This is a genomic window from Vagococcus elongatus (assembly GCF_003987645.1).
Taxonomy (GTDB): Bacteria; Bacillota; Bacilli; order Lactobacillales; family Vagococcaceae; genus Vagococcus_A; species Vagococcus_A elongatus.
This window is the reverse complement of record NZ_NGKA01000003.1, coordinates 68641-86064: the sequence shown is the minus strand read 5'-3', so window position 1 is coordinate 86064 and position 17424 is coordinate 68641. Positions and strand designations below refer to the sequence as shown.

Annotated in this window: 14 protein-coding genes; 2 read left to right on the top strand and 12 right to left on the bottom strand. The window is 37.7% G+C overall.

Annotated features, from left to right (window positions below; all coding sequences use genetic code 11):
* Positions 1–121: 121 nt before the first annotated feature.
* Both CBF29_RS03195 and CBF29_RS03190 read right to left on the bottom strand, forming a co-directional pair.
* Complete coding sequence (locus CBF29_RS03195) at positions 122–2209, bottom strand: cation:proton antiporter (protein ID WP_126807256.1); 2088 nt, start codon at positions 2207–2209, stop codon at positions 122–124.
* A gap of 60 nt (positions 2210–2269) precedes the next feature.
* The gene (locus CBF29_RS03190; protein WP_126807253.1) at positions 2270–3067 is read right to left on the bottom strand and encodes a MurR/RpiR family transcriptional regulator; all 798 of its coding nucleotides are present in this window, start codon (positions 3065–3067) and stop codon (positions 2270–2272) included.
* Positions 3068–3232: 165 nt separating this feature from the next.
* Here CBF29_RS03190 and CBF29_RS03185 point away from each other — a divergent pair, with 165 nt between their 5' ends.
* Together CBF29_RS03185 and CBF29_RS03180 are read left to right on the top strand one after the other, a co-directional pair.
* Positions 3233–4606, top strand: a complete 1374-nt coding sequence (locus CBF29_RS03185) for a glycoside hydrolase family 1 protein (RefSeq protein ID WP_281272907.1) — start codon at positions 3233–3235, stop codon at positions 4604–4606.
* Between the two features lie 18 nt (positions 4607–4624).
* Complete coding sequence (locus tag CBF29_RS03180; protein WP_126807249.1) at positions 4625–5932, top strand: PTS sugar transporter subunit IIC; 1308 nt, start codon at positions 4625–4627, stop codon at positions 5930–5932.
* Between the two features lie 91 nt (positions 5933–6023).
* Here the strand turns inward: CBF29_RS03180 and CBF29_RS03175 are convergent, their stop codons facing one another.
* The 10 genes from CBF29_RS03175 to CBF29_RS03130 form a co-directional block, all read right to left on the bottom strand.
* Positions 6024–7415, bottom strand: a complete 1392-nt coding sequence (locus CBF29_RS03175) for an oxaloacetate decarboxylase subunit alpha (RefSeq protein WP_126807246.1) — start codon at positions 7413–7415, stop codon at positions 6024–6026.
* Positions 7416–7518: 103 nt separating this feature from the next.
* Positions 7519–7656, bottom strand: a complete 138-nt coding sequence (locus CBF29_RS03170; protein WP_126807244.1) for an OadG-related small transporter subunit — start codon at positions 7654–7656, stop codon at positions 7519–7521.
* Between the two features lie 30 nt (positions 7657–7686).
* Positions 7687–8808 carry a sodium ion-translocating decarboxylase subunit beta gene (locus CBF29_RS03165; protein ID WP_126807241.1) on the bottom strand — a complete coding sequence of 374 codons (1122 nt, stop codon included), beginning with the start codon at positions 8806–8808 and terminating at the stop codon, positions 7687–7689.
* An 18-nt stretch (positions 8809–8826) separates the two neighbouring features.
* Positions 8827–9228, bottom strand: coding sequence for an acetyl-CoA carboxylase biotin carboxyl carrier protein subunit (locus CBF29_RS03160; protein WP_126807239.1), 402 nt, complete (start codon positions 9226–9228; stop codon positions 8827–8829).
* Entirely contained in the window at positions 9212–9607 is a 396-nt protein-coding gene (locus CBF29_RS03155) for a hypothetical protein (RefSeq protein WP_126807237.1), read from the bottom strand. Before CBF29_RS03155 ends, CBF29_RS03160 begins: the two co-directional genes overlap by 17 nt.
* A gap of 467 nt (positions 9608–10074) precedes the next feature.
* The gene (locus CBF29_RS03150; protein WP_126807230.1) at positions 10075–11310 is read right to left on the bottom strand and encodes a glycosyltransferase family 4 protein; all 1236 of its coding nucleotides are present in this window, start codon (positions 11308–11310) and stop codon (positions 10075–10077) included.
* Positions 11311–12258, bottom strand: coding sequence for an ABC transporter ATP-binding protein (locus CBF29_RS03145; protein ID WP_126807228.1), 948 nt, complete (start codon positions 12256–12258; stop codon positions 11311–11313).
* Positions 12233–13891 carry an ABC transporter permease gene (locus CBF29_RS03140; RefSeq protein WP_126807226.1) on the bottom strand — a complete coding sequence of 553 codons (1659 nt, stop codon included), beginning with the start codon at positions 13889–13891 and terminating at the stop codon, positions 12233–12235. Before CBF29_RS03140 ends, CBF29_RS03145 begins: the two co-directional genes overlap by 26 nt.
* A 98-nt stretch (positions 13892–13989) precedes the next feature.
* Positions 13990–15045 carry an ABC transporter substrate-binding protein gene (locus CBF29_RS03135; RefSeq protein WP_126807224.1) on the bottom strand — a complete coding sequence of 352 codons (1056 nt, stop codon included), beginning with the start codon at positions 15043–15045 and terminating at the stop codon, positions 13990–13992.
* A gap of 709 nt (positions 15046–15754) precedes the next feature.
* The gene (locus CBF29_RS03130) at positions 15755–17329 is read right to left on the bottom strand and encodes a glucosyltransferase domain-containing protein (RefSeq protein WP_126807222.1); all 1575 of its coding nucleotides are present in this window, start codon (positions 17327–17329) and stop codon (positions 15755–15757) included.
* Positions 17330–17424 lie beyond the last annotated feature (95 nt).

Below are 17424 nucleotides of genomic sequence, written 5' to 3'. Positions count from 1 at the left end.
TCATTTTTACTTTTCTCATGGTCAATAGGATAAACGTATAAAGAAAACTTCATATGATTTTTTCTCAAGCTGATTCAAGCAATCATAAAAAAAATCTCTTGTCACACACCGTCACTACCGATTAAAAAGATTCGTCACTGTGGATGATTGCCATCATCGAGATCTCCGAGTAATTTACAAATTGACGCAGTTTTGCAGCCAAAGTTCTAGAAATGCGCCCTTCTTCATACAACTGCTGGATAAATGCCCGTTCAGCGGTCAATGTTTGAACATGCAGTTCATACAATTCAAACAAGTAATCCTCCATTTTATCCGCACCGTAAAGATAAATTCTCTCGATATTATTCTGATATTCTTTTATCAAATAGTCTAAAGTTACCACATAGTGATTTTTTTTATCTTTCTGAGCTCGAATTTCTTTTTCAATGTCTTCAATAGCTTTGAGGGAACAATCCAATTCTACCTGATAAATTTTTTCTTCATTAATAAAATCCGACTGCTTCTTAATAAAAAGCTTTGCAAGTTGATCTAGTTTGAATTGCAAGATAATCATCTGTTTAAGACGGGTGATGAACGTCATCTTTTTGGTCTTGAACTGCTGCTTTTTACGGACAATATTACTTTTAAAAAAGCGGTAAAGCGTCTGATCGATTTCTTTTTCTATTAACAATTGATTTAAATACCTGACTTCGCTGTTCAGGGCAAAGTTGACTGCTTCTTCTTCCTCATCTTCAAAACCATTGCTGTTTTCTGTCTGCAACAACATGATTTCCCTGTCTATTTTTCTTGATAAAATCTGGTATTCTGTCAGCAAGTCAAGAATTGCCAACTGATCTTCTTTTTCATTCACTTTCTCTAAATAATCAATGGCTCGTGAAACAATCATTTTACGCGCTTCATATTCTTCCAAAGTCTCTAAAGATAAGCCTCTTTGGTGGGAAGCAGTGACCCATGTCGTGTTTGAACCTGCCAAGCGCTTTGATAAAAATGGAACAAACAATGGCGGAACAATAATACTCAAACCGATAACACCGGCAGAAACAATAATAATAAAGTCCCGGTGAGGAAATGGCTGTCCCGTATCAACCAATAAAGGGATAGACAAAACAGAGGCCATATTGATGGCACCTCGACTGCCAATCAATGTAGCTGTCAGAGCTGTGAGCCACGGCTGATCATAAGTATAAGGCTTTCGCTGCTCCAGCTTGATGTATCCCCACGTCCAAAGAAAACGAATCAGAGACAAAATCAAATAGGCTAAAATAATGCAAAAAGCGACCGTTACCAAAAAACTAGCGGTGGGAGATGAGACATGCTGAAAAGCGATAACAAATTCCATGCCCAATATAATAAAAATCACTCCGGTCAATAAATAAACTGCCAAATGCCAAACATGCTCTCTCGTAATCAGCAAATCAGGGATGAGATTGCCAATCTTCAAGGGCGTATTTTGTGATAAAACTCCCGCTGTCACAACGGCAATCCCTCCGGAAGCATGCAGCAAATGCTCCGCAACATAATAAATAAAAAAGGGCGTGACGAGCTGGATAAGTGTCATGAAAATAGTGTCGTTGATGCCCTCCTCAATGACCCAGCTTTCAAAAATATTAATCACATTGATGAGAAAATATCCAATAATAAACCCCGCAACTAAACTATAGAAAAAATTTGCGGATGCTTCCCGCATTGAAAAATGACCGGTAGTAATCGCCAAAATCGCAAACTTAAACGCGGTCAATCCGCTCACTTCATTGACAAGAGCCTCCCCTTCAACCAGACGAAGAATTTTTTGAGGCAAAGGAACCAGCTTGATATTTTCGTCCACCATAATATGGTCGATAGGCGCTAAAATACTCATCAGGGCAATTCCCCCGGCAAGAGGCAAGGCTGGAATAAAAGCCTGAATAGCTGCCCCACCAAAAAAAGCCGTCACAAAAACAAGTAGTGTTGAAAATGCAATGGTAGGCCAAGTCAAAATTTTTATTTGTTTGACTGGAAAACGGCGACCGGCGTGAAAGAGCAACGGTGCCACGAAAAAAAGTAAGAATAAATCCGAGGGTATCAAAAGCTCAAAATCAAACAGGAGAGCTGTCAAAAGTCCTAAAGCTATTTGAATAAGTGCAAGCGGAACAGCATTGATGTAGTGGTTCAGCAGATTTGATAACATAACCAATACGATAAATAAAAAAATTTGTGCTAAAAGCGTCATAGATTAACCCCTTCCATAGAGCAACTATTTTTTGCAATAATGCTTTTTTATGGTCTTGACCTAGATATTGCCATACTTTAAATGATACTTATGAATCAAAAATTCGATAAATATCAAAAGTTTGTACTTTCCTGAAAGTTCATGGTGGTGGGAACCTAGCGGAACCACTTTGTCGAAAAGATTGGAGAACTTCATATTAGGATTTTGTGTGATGAGAAGCCTGTAAGCATCTGAAGCTATGATTTTTAATGTCAGTTCTTTATTACTGATATAGCTTCCTTCCAATGAAATAAAAATAGCTAAACTATCTTTATCCAATGTTTCTGCCATTTTTATTTGATCACCAAGGAGCGGAAAATATTCGATGTGTTTTTCAGCAGCCAGCAGTTGAAACTGTAGAATCTCCGCCAAATTTCCCGGTATCATGGTCGAGTAGATATGTACGTGTTTATACTGATGAATCAAATCAGCAACATATTCAATTTGAGCTAAATTGATTTCTTCGCGATAGGCGTTTAAATCGTTTAAAATCAAATCAAACCGGTGACGGATAAATTCGTTATCATTACTGTTGTTTCCTTTAGCGACAATTTGAGCATCAATTTTCGCTTCCCGTCGAGTGGTCGGAATATTATAATAACTCATTTGAAATTCTGAAAAGCTGGCATAGCCGAGTTTTTTTATAAAGCGGTGCACACTGGACTTGGAAGTATAACATTCCTCAGCAATGTGCCTTAAAGTAATCGTACCCAAATTCATGTGGTTCATCAAATATTTCAAAATACGTGTGTCTATATCGTCTTGATCTTGATAATGATTATTGAAGCGCTGCAGCCGGAGCAACAAATCATACTTCATATGCACCTTCTCCTTCTATCTATAAGACGTGATTTCCAAGACGATTATACCATAAAACGTTTCATATTATGAAACAAATTAGAAATTCTGAAAATGTTGGTTAATTACGAAACGAAAGCGCTTTATAAACGAGATATAATAGAGATAATTATTAGAAATGGAGGTATTATTTTGCTAAAGAAAAATTTTTATTGGGGTAATTCAGTATCTAGCATGCAAACTGAAGGTGCTTGGAATGAAGGAGGGAAAGGTTTATCAGTTTACGATATCAGGGAAGCCAGCGAACATGCGTCAGATTGGAAAGTGGCCACCGATAGTTACCACCGTTATCTTGAAGACTTTGATTACATGGCAGATTTAGGCATGAATATGTATCGTTTCCAAATATCCTGGAGTCGTGTCAACCCCATGGGGGACGGTGAATGGAACGAAGAAGGCATCAAGTTTTACGACATTTTTATTGATGCACTGATTGCCAGAGGCATCGAACCAATGATTTGCCTTTACCACTTTGACATGCCGCTCAACTTGGCTAAAAAATATAATGGCTTTTTGGGCAAAGAAGTCGTGGAAGCTTTCAAACGTTACGGAATTGAAATGGTTAAAAGATTTGGACACAAAGTGAAACACTGGTTGACTTTCAATGAGCAAAACTGTTTCCATTTACCAGAAGGTTTCAGAACTGCCGGCTACCTTGATGGAGAAGAAACTCTTGAAGAATTATATCAGATTCAGCACAACACCATGTTGGCACATGCATACGTTGCAAATTACATTCATGAACATACCGATTGCCAAATCAGCGGCATGTTAGCTTATCAAGAAGTCTATCCAGCTACTTGTCATCCAGAAGATGTCAGATTAGCCAGAGAATTTGATGAATTTGTCAATCATTCCTTGCTTGAAGTATTTACTAGAGGAAAATATCCTGAATATTACCTGACATTTGTTAAAAATCAGGGAATTGATCTGAACATCATGGCAGGAGAACTGGAAGAATTAGCAAAAGTTTACAGTGATTACTTAACGTTTAGCTACTACGCCAGTACAACTGTCAATCACAAAAATGTCCCGGCAGGAACAGCACCTAACTACTATTTACAAAAAGGAAAACAAGACAATCCTTACCTTGACACCACCGAATGGAATTGGCAAATAGATTCCACAGGGTTCAGAGATATTCTTAATAAAATGTATTATCGTTACAATTTACCCGTCTTCCCGATAGAAAACGGCATTGGCGTTATTGAGGAATGGGATGGCAAAAATCCTATTGAAGATGATTATCGTATTGACTACCATCGTAAACATTTCCAAGCGATGAAAGATGCTGTTGAATTAGATGGCGTTGATATTTTAGGCTATCTTGGGTGGGGACTAATCGATATTCTCAGTTCTCAAGGAGATATGCGCAAACGTTATGGTGTGGTTTACGTTAACCGGGAAAATCACGACTTGAAAGATTTAAAACGTACTCCTAAAAAAAGTTATCAATGGTTGCAGCAAGTAATAAAATCTAATGGAGAAAAATTGGAATAAATCAAAGGAGGTCACATTATGGAAACTCAAAAAAGTAGTAAAATGGATAAGTTTGTAGAAATCGCTTCAAAGCTTGGAGGGCAAATTCATTTACGTTCATTGCGAGATGCCTTTGCTACGATTATGCCGTTGTTTATTTTGGCAGGTCTTGCTGTGATGGTAAACAACGTTTTATTCCCATGGATCGCAGATGGTGATACATTAGTTACCTTGCAACAATTTGGAAACAGCATTACTAACGGTACTTTAAATATAGCCGGTTTATTATTGTGTCCGGCCATCGCTTATTTCCTGTCTAAAAACCGTTTGTTTGAAAACCCGATTTCAGCAGCACTCATGGCATTAGCTACATTAGTGGTGATGATGCCTTTAAGCGTTTCTGTCACTTCTGTTTCTGGTGATGTAGAAATCGTAACAAGCGGCATCTTAACTTTCAGCAACCTTGGAACATCTTCTATGTTCGCCGGAATTATTATTGGCTTAGTTGAAACTGAGTTATTGATTTTTTTATCCAACAGAAAGAAATTGAAAATCAATTTAGGAGAAGGTGTTCCTCCGGCAGTTGAAAAGTCCTTTAACGTGCTGATTCCATCTTTGATAAGTATCTCATTATTTGCAGCATTAGCATTAATTTTAGATATTACCCTTGGTAAAGATTTGGTTACACTTATTGTCACACTGATTCAGGAACCGTTAAGAGGAATTGGAACAAGTTTACCTGGTTATTTATTCTTGTACAGTTTAGGTAACTTCCTGTTCACTTTCGGTATCCATCAATCTGTTATCAATGGATCCTTCACCGAACCTTTTATGACTCAAAACATTACCGACAATATGCTGGCATTTTCTAATGGAACCGAGCCGCCTCATATCCTAACAGCTCCATTCCAAACAGCATTCGCTCAAATGGGAGGAACTGGAGCAACTATTTCATTATTGGTTGCTATATTCTTGTTTTCAAAATTCCGACCTTACCGAGAAATTGCAAAGCTTGCGGTTGCTCCGGGATTATTCGAAATCAACGAGCCCGTTATTTTCGGTTTGCCAATCGTCTTTAACTTACCGATGATGATTCCTTTTGTTGTACTTCCTGCTTTGCAAACGATCATTGCCTATGCAGCGACCGCTGCAGGAATGGTAAGTAAAACCGTTGTAATGGTGCCGTGGATTACTCCACCAATCATCAGTGGATGGCTCGCCACTGGGGGAGATTGGCGAGCACCGGTCTTGCAAGTTCTGCTGATTGCATTAGGGGTAGTTGTTTATCTTCCGTTCCTCAAAATTAGTGAACGAGTATCAATACAGCAAGCTGCTGAATTGAACTAATATAATATTTAAACAAAAATGCTAGGGATTTTTCCCTAGCATTTTTGTTAACGGGTCTTCAAAAAATATTAATGCATTTTATTTCTTGATTTTATATACTTATCTCAACATTTACCGTCTGCACTGGCACGTCATAAAAACGATCTTCCCGTCTGCCTAGAAAATCCTTGCCTTGCTTTGGAAACAGTGCATAGAGCAGAACATCTTCTGTTGTATGTGCATAATCTTTGATTTCTTCTTTGTATATTTCCATGGCAGGTTTCAATAAATCTGCCGGACGTGCTGTGATGATTTCTTCATCGCCAGCAATTAATTTAACAATTTCTTCTGAAATTGGAACTGGCGGTCTGCCATATAATCCTTTGACGTAATCTTTGATCTCTGTTGGTACCATCTTATAGCGCTCGCCGCTGACAACATTCATGACTGCTTGGGTCCCCACCATTTGGGAAAGTGGCGTCACTAAAGGAGGATATCCTAACTCTGAACGTACTTTAGGAACTTCCATCAGCACAGCCTCATATTTGTCGCTCAATCCTTGGTCTTCCAACTGACTTAATAAGTTTGACAACATCCCACCTGGTACTTGGTAAATAAGTGCTTTAGGCTCCGTATCTTTAACTTTAGGATTCAGCAAACCTTCTTTACGATACTTATCTCTGATTGGGTTAAAGTAGTTGGCAATGGCCGCAATTTTCTCCATATCCAAGCCCGTCTCATAACCTAACGTCCCCAAGGCAATTGCCAGTGATTCAGTGGCCGGTTGACTTGTTCCACCAGAAAAAGAAGAAATAGCTGTGTCAATGATTTCTGCACCTGCCTCCACTGATTTCAAGTAAGTCATCTCCGAAATACCGCTTGTAGCATGAGTATGAACTTCCAACGGCACATCGATTTCAGCTTTGATTGCCGAAACAAGTTGATAAGCATCTTGAGGTGTTAAAATTCCAGCCATATCTTTGATACAAATAGAATCTGACCCCATTTGTTCCAGTTCTTTGGCCAATTTTGCATAATACTCAATGGTATGGAAATCACTTGTTGTATAGGAAATTGCCGACTGACAATGGCCCCCATACTTTCGAGTGGCTTCAATGGAAGTCATCAAATTTCGTGTATCATTTAAGGCATCAAAAACTCTGATGATGTCGATACCATTTTCTATCGACTTTTGAATAAAACATTCAACCACATCGTCAGGATAGTTTTTATATCCCAGCAAGTTTTGTCCTCTCAATAACATCTGTAACTTTGTTTTTTTAACTGCTGCTCTGATTTTTCGTAATCTTTCCCATGGATCTTCATTGAGAAATCGCAAGCACGCATCGAATGTCGCCCCTCCCCATACTTCTAAAGCATGGTATCCGGCTGTGTCCATGGTTTGCAAAATCGGCAGCATATCTTCTATCGGCATTCGCGTAGCAATTTGACTTTGTTGACCATCTCTAAGAACAGTTTCTGTAAAAAGTACTTTTCCCGTCATACACTTCTCCTTTCTGCAGCATCACTAAAGTCTATTTTGATTTTGGCAACTTGATTTGTTAACCGTCTTATCTCTAATTTGTATATTCTTCCAGCAGCATTCATCATTTTATCTTTTGTTTTGCCGGAAATAATTTTAATAAAGCAATCGAAACCAAGTAGAGTAAAAATAACACTAAAAAAACTCCGCCCATTCCAAAGAGCATCAATTCGAAACCGATTTTTAATGCCTCTATATTCATAATATTCTCCCTTCTCTCTCTCAAAAAAATCTAAGCAAAGAAAGCCAGCAATAACCCGCCTGCGATGACTGAAGCAATCTGTCCTGACACGTTTGCCCCCACTGCGTACATCAATAAAAAATTTTGCGGGTCTTCTTCTGTTGCCATTTTCTGAATGACACGACTTGACATCGGGAAAGCCGAAATACCTGCTGCCCCGATCATCGGATTGATTTTTTCTTTTCTGAACAAATTCAATAACTTGGCAAATAATACTCCACCGATAGAATCCATCACAAACGCAACCAAACCAAAAGCGATAATCATCAATGTTTGCACATTAAGAAACTCATCTGCTTGCATTTTATATGAAATCGTCAACCCCAATAATATGCTGACAATATTGACCAATTCATTTTGAGCGGTAAAAGATAAGCGATCCAGCACACCACATTCACGCAGTAAATTACCAAACATTAAAAATCCCACAAGAGGCAATGAAATCGGTGCGATAAATCCTGCCACAATCGTGATGATGATCGGGAACAGAATCTTAGTCATTTTAGACACACTTTCAGCTTTATACGTCATTCTGATTTGGCGTTCTTTTTTTGTTGTCACTGCTTTAATAGCTATCGGCTGAATAATCGGGACTAAGGCCATATAGGAGTATGCGGCGACCGTGATTGGTCCAAGCAGGTTTTCTGCCAGTGTGTTCGCCACAAAAATAGCTGTTGGCCCATCAGCCGCACCGATAATGCCAATCGAGGCTGCTTCTTGAATATTAAAACCAAATAAAATTGCAACAATAACTGTAAAAAATATCCCAAACTGAGCCGCAGCACCAAATAACAGCATAAACGGATTTTGCAGCAGTGGACCAAAGTCGATCATGGCGCCGATGCCAATAAAAATCAGCAAAGGAAATAATTCGGTCCTAATGCCTGCGTCAAATAATATTTCAAAAACACCTTTTTGTTCTACCCCGCCAAATACTTGGGTCAATACACCCGAGCTGGGAAAATTGACCAGTATTGTCCCTAAGCCCATCGGCACTAACAATGTCGGTTCATATTCTTTTTTTATCCCTAAAAACATCAATAAAGCGCCAATCGCCATCATGGCAATTTGTCCTCCAGTTATTGATGTAATGCCTTGAATTAATGTCTCCACTCCGTCAACCCCTTTTCATTATCTGATAGTAATCAATGCATCACCGGCATTGACAATTTGTCCTTGGGTAACATGGACACCAATCACTTTTCCTGCTTTTTCTGCGACAATCTCATTTTCCATTTTCATGGCTTCCAAGATCATCAAAGGCTGATTTTCTTTGACAGTATCTCCGTCATTAACTAAGACCCTCAAGATAGTCCCGGGCATGGGCGCCTTCATAGCGTCATCTTCTGCAGAAGTCGTCGATGACGGCGGAGGAGAGGCTGGTGCAGCTTCCTCAACTGCTGGAGTAACTGGTAAAACTGGAGCTGTTGGTACTGGTGCGGCAGGAATAGCCTGAGGCTGCACCCCACCAATTTCCTCCATTTCTACTAAATATTCTTTCCCGTCAATTTTGATTTTAAATTTCCTTAACATCATCCATCCTCCTGTCATTTTTCTGTTTAACTGACTTCACAATATATTTACGCTCTGAATTATCTCCTGCCGCTATAGCAGCTGCAATCACCGAAACAAGCTCTACTTCCGGGTTTACTTTCATTATTTTTTTAATTTTAAATTGGCTTTCTGGTTTGTCTCCTGCGGCTATTGCTGTCACAATCAAGGAAACAATCTCATATTCCTCTTCATCAGCTGCTATATAATTAGGAACAGTCCTCCATTCAGATTCTAAACTCTCTGAGCTTCCTCTTTTTCTAAATTGAATTTCTTTTTCTTGTCTCCCTATACTCTCTTTTTCTATTAAACTATCTGATGGTTGCTCTTTTTTAGAAAATAAACGTCTAAAAAAACTCATTTTTCCCCTCCTCCCTCTTCTTTAGTCGTGTTTGTAAAGTAAACACTTTTTACTTCACCTATTCCTTAAAAATTTAATGATATACAAATAAAAGAAAGCGTTATCATTATGTTATATCTTTTATGCCCGTTGCTTATAAAACACGCGCTCATTTGACAACACATTCTTTTATAACACATAAACTTCACTACATCTTAATTTTACCAAAATATAGGTATAAAATCACGTTAACATTACATTAGAAAAAAAGTTGTACGCCAAGCATCACCTTTTGACTTCGACTATAGAATTAATTATAACGCAAATAGTGAAAAGTTCCCTGAAAATCTTGATTATATAAAAAAACTGTAAGGAACACTGTGATGCAAGTACAAGTGTTTCTTACAGTTTTGACTGTCAGCAGGTTGAGCGAAGTTACCCTTTTAGTTCTTTCCTCTATTGATACACTCCTGACAAATGAAGGTCAACTATGATCGTCCCTTCAACTTGTATGAAGATATAAGACGGTTTTCAATGCCCTTGATTAATTCTCTCCAAGAACTTTTCATGATTTCCTGCTGAAGATTTTCGGCAGCGGTTTCCTGCTTTTCTACCCGTTCGATTTGTTTGATTATTCCTTGTTTTAAATTTGAACGAAATTCCGGCAAGTCTTCCGAATAGGGTTCGTCTTGATTAAAAAGTCGTGGCAATTTTACGTATTCGATAAGACCGCTTTGATTGATTGTCTCCCCCAGTTGTGCTTTCAGTGCAGGAATTTCTGTTGTTACTGTCCGCATTCCGCAAGCCAAGCTTTCGATGGCTACAAGACCCAGCCCTTCAAAATAAGAAGGTAAGATGAAAATATCGCCTTTGCGCAATTCTTCTGCCAAAAGCACTTGATTTGCTACATTATAAAGATGCAGCTGGGGATTTTTTAGTAAATAAGGCGTCATAAATGTTTGAGCTTCCTCGTTAGCAACGCCTATGATAGAAAGACTGATATTATTTTTCACGCTGCAAATCTCATCGAAGACTTCAACTAATTGGAAAATCCCTTTTGCTTTGGAAATTTTACCAGCATAAACTAACTGAATCTTGTCTTTTGCTTTTTTTTCAACGGGAGGATAAAAAATAGTTTCATCAAATCCTCCTCCAGCAACTGTTATTTTTTGTTTTTCTATTTTATAAATACGTTCGATTTCTTCTAATTGAAGCTGACTCAACGCGAAAACGCCCGTCAGCTGATCTAAATCTTTGACGTACCCTTGGAGAAGATGAGGGTGCTGCTCAGCCTGACGAATGTCCGTCCCATGACAAAATGCCCAAATGTTTTTTTCAGGAAACATGCGACACACCAAACTCGTCAAAAACCACAGATGATGACAGACAATAATATCCGGCTGAAACTCTTCGTAGGCCTGAGTAATCACTTGTTCAAAAGTCTTCTGCCAATTTTGAATCATTTCATCTGTCATTTCACCATAAATCGTCGTTGGATAAGGCATCACGTCACTCATCCCCGGCAAATGAAAACAACAACTTTGATTCGGAAAAACTAGTGGATATTTTTTTACGTCTGATGGCAAATCAGCTTCGTAATTTTCGTAGCATCCAAAAACACAGGCTTGCTCATGTTCAGCTGCCAAACCTTTGATCACATTGCTAAAGTACACACCACTGCCAGTCCGGGAAGGCAGTTGGGCTTGTATGTGTAAAAGTTTCATTTATCTTCTCCTTATTTTTTGAGGTTCAAATTCGATATAAACTTCTTCATAAAGTTCAAATTCATTTTCTCCGTTGTTCAATACTAAAATATCTAAAAACTGATTTTCTTCGTAAGCCACCCTATATTCGATGGTATCGCCTTTAAATTGTTTTCTCACAATACTGCCATTGACAGGTGTCTGATTCGTTATCTTGATTTTCTCCGGTCTGACGTAACAGCCTGATGTTTCCAACACGTTGGATTGCCCAATAAACGCCAAAGAGAACGAGGATGCCGGGTGATTATAAATCTCTTCTGCCGTTCCCATTTGAGATATTCTCCCACTCTCCATCAAAATGATTCGATCTGCGATAGCAAAGGCCTCTTCCTGATCGTGAGTCACAAAAATAGTCGCTATGTTAAATTTCTGCTGGATTTTTTTGATTTCCTCTCTCATGGAAACACGCAGACGTTCATCCAAGTTGGACAAAGGTTCGTCCAATAATAATAGTTGAGGTTTTACAATCAAGCTTCTTCCCAAAGCAACTCGCTGCTGCTCTCCCCCGCTTAATTCTTGAATGCGTTTATGTTGATATCCCTCAAGTTCAAGCAATTTAAGGATGTCTCTGCCCCGTTCTATTGCCTCTTTTTTTGAGACTTGCTTGAATTTTAATCCGTAAATAATATTGTTCAATACTGTCATGTGGGGAAATAGGCCATACGTCTGAAACACGGTGGCAACAGGTCGATCTTCAGCGGGCACAGAAGATAATTCTTCTCCATCTAATTTAATCGAACCGTTGGAAAGAGACTCAAAACCGCCAATACATCGTAAAAGTGTACTTTTCCCGCAGCCGCTAGGGCCGAGAATCGACAGTAATTCTCCCTCTGCCATCGTAAAGTTGATGTCATGAAGAACAGTTTTACTGCCAAAATCTTTTCTAAGCTGCTCGACTGTCAGAAACATCTCTTTCCCTCCCCCTCTTTTTATTGATCATCAAATACCCCAGTCCATTCACTGCCAAACAAATGAGTATGATGTAGCAGGCAATGGCGGAGGCAATCCGGTACTTGCCGCTTTGGACTACATCAAATAGCACCAGCGTAATAACCTTTTGACTTGGATAAACTAGAAAAATAATCGAACCGATAGTGGTCATTGTAGAAGTAAAGCCATTCACAAAAGACACATACAACCCTTCTTTTGAAAGGGGAAAGACCACATCTTTCAGCTCATGGATACGACTTCCACCCAAATCCTGCACACTATCAAATATTTCTGGATTAATTTGGCTCAGTGCAGCACTAGCGGTTTTGGTAGAAAATGACAGCTGTCTAAACAGCACATTCAAGATAACTATCATTGACGTACCGGTAAGTTTTAACGGCTCATTAGAAAAAGCAAAAATATAGCCTAAACCGAAAAAGGTTCCCGGCAAAATATAAGGCATCGTAGCGATAAAGTCGATCCATTTCATCCACTTCAGATTTTTTACCTGACTATAATAAAGAATGATAAAACTTAACATACTGCCCAGTACCCCGGCAATCAACGCATAAATAATGCTGCGGGTAAACGTACTTGAAATATATGGCCGACTATCCAAAATATTTTGCAAAGAAAAACTGAGATTCCCTCTATATTTGGTAGTAACCGCCGTTAAAAATATTGACCCATACTGCAAAAATAAACAGCCTAAGATAAAAAATGTCAGTAGTCGGCACACCTTGTAAAGCCATCCCTGCCGTTTTAATTGCAGCTGAGAAAAACTCATCCCCTGTGTCCGACTTGTAAATATTTTGTGGTTGCGGATATACACCATAAATGCTGCGATAGATGGCAGAAAAATAATAATATTGATCATTGCCGCCTGTTTGATATTTCCCTGTGCAATAATACTTAAATAACCCTCGGTAGCCAGCACTCTGAAGGACCCGCCAATAATACTGGGGGTGGTAAAATCTGCCAAACTTCGAATAAAACTCAACAGCGCTACAACTAAAATTCCCTGCTTCATCAAAGGAATCAGCATATCTTTAATCACTGCATTGGTTTTTGCTCCGAGGGATTGTGCGCTTTCTATGACAGATACATCTATTTTCTTCATCACACCTACCAGAAGAAGGGCATTCAATGACACAAAACCAATCGTCTGCATCAAAATAATCCCATGTGCCCCGTAAGGATTATAAGTGAGCTGAAGCAAATCATGAGAAATAAACCCTCTCTTGCCAAACAAATTGATGTAGGCTAAAGAAGTGACAAAAGGAGGTGAAATCATTGTCAATGCCAAGGTGGCAGTAATTATCTTTTTCATGAGCGGTCCCGATATAAAATGATAAACCGCCACGATGACTGAAAATAATGTGGTTAAAAGCATCGTCACAGAAGCAACCAGCAAAGAGTTTTTTAACAAAGAAATATTCGAGCTGAAATACAAAACAAACTCGGACAAATCAAACCGATTGCCAGCGTCTGTCATCGCCTCTTTAAACACCATGATAAAGGGATACAAAATAAACAGCAAAACCAAAAGGATAACTGTAGTCTGCAATAATTTATCTAGTAGATGATACGGGTGCCATTTTTTTTGATTCATTAAAATCTTCTCCTGTACTTAAACCTGTCAATCAAGCATGTTTCCTTAACGAAATGAAAAGGTCATTGCGATACACAATGACCTTTTCATTGGAGAAATTATTTGTCTCCTACCATCTCAGCCCATGTTTTTAAAATTTCAGTACGGCTGGAGCCAAAGGTGGTCAAATCTTCCTCAATCAAATCCTCTTTAGCCAAACCTAAATCCAGTCCCTTGATTCCTGGCTTCACCACTTGATCAGAATCCTTGCCATCTAATTTTGCCAGCAAAGCTAAATTTTCATCTTCTAGCATAAAGTCTACAAAAGCTTTTGCTATTTCTGTGCCCTCACTGTTTTTAAAAATTGCCACACCTTCCGGCACCCAAGGCACACCATCTTCAGGATAAATAACGGTCAAGTCCTCTTCTTCTGCCGCATCAAAGGCACTTTTATCAACTGGAATAATCCCTACGGCAAATTCCCCTGCGGCTGTCTTTTCCTGAGGGTCTTTTCCTCGCTTGCCATAAAAGGAAATGTTGTCATTGACTTTTTCCCAGTAATCCCAGCCTTCATCTCCATTTTTATCTAAAAGACCTTTCACAACGGCATACATGGTGCCTGAAACTGCTGGATCACTCATGATAACTTCATCTTTATACTGAGGGTCAGTCAAGTCGGCCCATGTTTTCGGTACGTCCAATCCTTTTTCCTCGATGACACCATTATTCACTAACAAACCAGCGACAGTGATTCCCTTGGACAACCAGTAACCATCCTCATCTTTATACGTCTCAGGAACGTCATCCAGTGCCGGAGAGGTATATTTTTCAAGCAAACCATCGTCTTTAGCCTGTATAAAAGCATCCAGACCGCCGCCAAACCATAAGTCTGCCATTGGTTTATCTTTTTCAGCTTTCATGCGGGAAATGACTTCTCCGCTTGACATCGATAAAAATTCAACTTTGGCGCCCGTTTCTTCCGAAAATTTATCAAATAATTCTATATAGGCTTCAGAAGTTGTGACCACATTCATTGTTTGTCCGGAAAAATCTTTCTTAGTTTCCTCTATTTTTTCTGAAGATTCTGCAGGTGTTTTTTCTTCACCTTTGCCACATCCTGTAAATAACACAGCGGTAATTATTGAAACACTTAAAAACTTTATTATTTTTTTCATTTTATCTCCCCATCTTCTCCAGTGGTTATCTTTTAGACATCAAACATATCATGAAACAATTCCTCAGACTGTCACTAGCATCTCTAGGATTTTTTACCCGATTATAGTGCACGTCATCATAGGACATCTAAGATTTTCTGCGATTATTTAATGTCTTCTTATAAAACTTCTCATGACGAAACTTATTTTTGTTAACATTACTAACATATTTAGCGAAAGAACGACTTGTTACTCTGACCTTAGAACCTTCTAAGAATAACTCATGATAAAATCAACAGATTCCTGACTGATATTTCTTTTTGACAATCATTCTTTCACCTCCTTGGAAGGCAGTCATTTAAACTATTTAAAAAGTAACCGCTACCCTTAAGTATATAGTATTTTTCAACAGCAAAGCAATCATTTCCAGGTAAACTTTAATTTTATATTTTGGGAACAAGCGTTATTGAAAAAATAGATAAAGCGACAGTTTAAAATATGAATTCAATTGTGTCTTTTCAGAAATCAATTGAATATAATTGTGAAAAAAGATGAAATAAAATTAGGAGCGACTTTGTAAATTGAAAAAAACTGACTTCAAAAGCACATAAAGCCAAAAGAATATACTGTTTAAGGTATCTTCTTCGGCTTTATTAAATAAGTAATAACTATTCTACAAATTTTCCTAGGAAATTCGTTTATTAGTAAGACTATACATGTCAAAATTAATCTAAGCAATTTTAACTATTATGAAATCATCAATGACTTCAATTCCAAAATCAACTTTTGAATTCTCTAATGTAGTTTTATTTTTCCAAACATCCATATACTCTTGTAAAGTAGGGTTATTATAGGACATACCTAGAGAGTCCATGATAGAGATAATATTTAGAGTTATATAATAAGAACCCACCTGTTCTGATTCACCAAATTGGAACATGGAAAGTCCTACTAAATCAGAAAAAATATTCAAATTGAATTTATTCGTGGATGGAGATGTGCCTATGATAATTAATTTATAAGAATCAGCATTTTCCAATTGTAAATTTTTAATACTCTGATCAATCTGAATCATTTTACGCTCATCTTCTTCATAGGTCATTTGTTCAGAAAAAAGCGAATTGCTTGAAGTTTTAAACTGTGTAACTCCAAAAAAGAGAACCAGACCAATAATAAAAATTTTCAAGTATTTGTTTTTGTAACATAAACTGATATAAAAGAATAAGAATGCTAATAGAAACGGAAATTGAGGCGCCATACTTCGCGGCGTAGGTAAAGCGCCCATGGCAATAGCAACTCCAAGTCCGCCAACAAAAAGAGTTACTAGACAAACTAATGTGGTTAGAAAATATTTATTCTTCGCTAATAAAAATTTGCCCATCAGCGGAATCAGTAGGAGTATAGTCGCTAAAAACCCAAAATTATAAACCAGATATCTTCTAAGATCATTGGGTTTAAAAATAATATCCTGCAACACCATCCGTAATGAAACAATACCTTCTTTAAAACCCGCAGATTTCCAAATCATCATATTTTCGGCATGTTGTTTACTTTCCAAAGCCAAGTAGTTCAATAGCAACTTATCAAACACAAAATAACTAGCAACACTGATTAACAAAATTAAAACATATGGAAGACACCGATAAAAAAGCTTGCGAAAACAATAAGGCTGATTTTTTTCAAAGCTTTCTCTAATTTCCAGTAAAAAAAGAGCCGCTACTAATATGACAAAAAATAAAATAAATGTCTGGTAGACTGCAATTGAAAAAGTCAACAGTAACACAGCACCTGCATACTTCATTATTGTAAAAATTTTGTCAGCTGTCTGCTGCTGAATTAAAATAACTGACAAAATCACAAAAGCCATTGCTAATGTATATTCAAAATTTTGTAAAACAAAATAAAATTGTGCTACAAAAAAAGTGCTGGTTAAAAATAAACTTGGGATAATGAACATATAATACTTTATATGTTCATTATCAACTATTTCCGTAAATAGATAACAAATCAGTAAAGAAGACAGGGCGAATAAAATGATAGCTAAAAAATTCAGCAAATATATATTAGTATAAGGACCCCATAGTAATTTTTTTAAAAATACTTCACCAAATCTGGAAATCGAGTACCAGTGGTTCAAATAATCATGATAATCAGTTATATAAGTATTAGTATCCATGCCAAATGAACGATTGACTAATTTAATACTATATAGGGCAAATGTCAATATGAATGTAAAAATCGTCAAACTAACATTATTTTTTATAAATGATAAAAAACCATTGCTTTTCGAAAAAAAACGCATCATAATAGTCCTCCATTAATAGACAAAAACCAGTTCCCTCAAAAAAAATGGCTTTATGATTCAAAATAATTGATTAGACTCATCTTACAATATAACAG

Coding starts and splice junctions, on each gene's coding strand:
- CBF29_RS03140 (WP_126807226.1), bottom strand. CDS start 13,891: ATGAATCAAAAAAAATGGCACCCGTATCATCTACTAGATAAATTATTG.
- CBF29_RS03175 (WP_126807246.1), bottom strand. CDS start 7,415: ATGACGGGAAAAGTACTTTTTACAGAAACTGTTCTTAGAGATGGTCAA.
- CBF29_RS03160 (WP_126807239.1), bottom strand. CDS start 9,228: ATGTTAAGGAAATTTAAAATCAAAATTGACGGGAAAGAATATTTAGTA.
- CBF29_RS03195 (WP_126807256.1), bottom strand. CDS start 2,209: ATGACGCTTTTAGCACAAATTTTTTTATTTATCGTATTGGTTATGTTA.
- CBF29_RS03130 (WP_126807222.1), bottom strand. CDS start 17,329: ATGATGCGTTTTTTTTCGAAAAGCAATGGTTTTTTATCATTTATAAAA.
- CBF29_RS03150 (WP_126807230.1), bottom strand. CDS start 11,310: ATGAAACTTTTACACATACAAGCCCAACTGCCTTCCCGGACTGGCAGT.
- CBF29_RS03145 (WP_126807228.1), bottom strand. CDS start 12,258: ATGTTTCTGACAGTCGAGCAGCTTAGAAAAGATTTTGGCAGTAAAACT.
- CBF29_RS03135 (WP_126807224.1), bottom strand. CDS start 15,045: ATGAAAAAAATAATAAAGTTTTTAAGTGTTTCAATAATTACCGCTGTG.
- CBF29_RS03180 (WP_126807249.1), top strand. CDS start 4,625: ATGGAAACTCAAAAAAGTAGTAAAATGGATAAGTTTGTAGAAATCGCT.
- CBF29_RS03190 (WP_126807253.1), bottom strand. CDS start 3,067: ATGAAGTATGATTTGTTGCTCCGGCTGCAGCGCTTCAATAATCATTAT.
- CBF29_RS03170 (WP_126807244.1), bottom strand. CDS start 7,656: ATGAATATAGAGGCATTAAAAATCGGTTTCGAATTGATGCTCTTTGGA.
- CBF29_RS03155 (WP_126807237.1), bottom strand. CDS start 9,607: ATGAGTTTTTTTAGACGTTTATTTTCTAAAAAAGAGCAACCATCAGAT.